The sequence below is a fragment of the Corallococcus praedator genome (assembly GCF_003612125.1).
In the GTDB taxonomy this organism is placed as follows: Bacteria; Myxococcota; Myxococcia; order Myxococcales; family Myxococcaceae; genus Corallococcus; species Corallococcus praedator.
In genome coordinates, this window is record NZ_RAWI01001475.1 from 1 (window position 1) to 382 (window position 382).

1 protein-coding gene is annotated in these 382 nt (G+C 66.5%); it reads left to right on the forward strand.

The window, feature by feature from the left end:
• Positions 1-184: energy transducer TonB (locus D7Y13_RS47595; RefSeq protein WP_208734777.1), on the forward strand; the 184-nt coding region annotated here is incomplete at its 5' end.
• Positions 185-382 lie beyond the last annotated feature (198 nt).

Genomic DNA, 382 nt, shown 5'->3' on the forward strand with positions numbered 1-382 from the left:
CGTGACGGACTGTCGCGTCACGCGGTCGAGCGGCAATCCCGCGCTCGACCGGCTGACGTGCAGCCTGATCGAACGGAAATTCCGCTATCGCCCGGCGCTCGACGAGGATCGCACGCCGTTCAAGTCGTGGATCGTGGAAAATCACACCTGGAATTTCGAGGACGCCGGACTGCGGCGGCGCTGAGCAGGGAACTTCGCCGCTCCAGCGATCGTTGTGCGGCCGTTCCAGTTCAGGAGAGATACAATGCGTACCACACGATTGCTGGCCTGCGCCTCGGCGCTCGGTCTCATGCTCGCGTCCACGTCGGCGATGGCCGATGGCAAGATGGACCGGGCCCGCGCCGCCGTCGCCGAAGCGCGCGGCAAGGTCGATGCCGCTGCC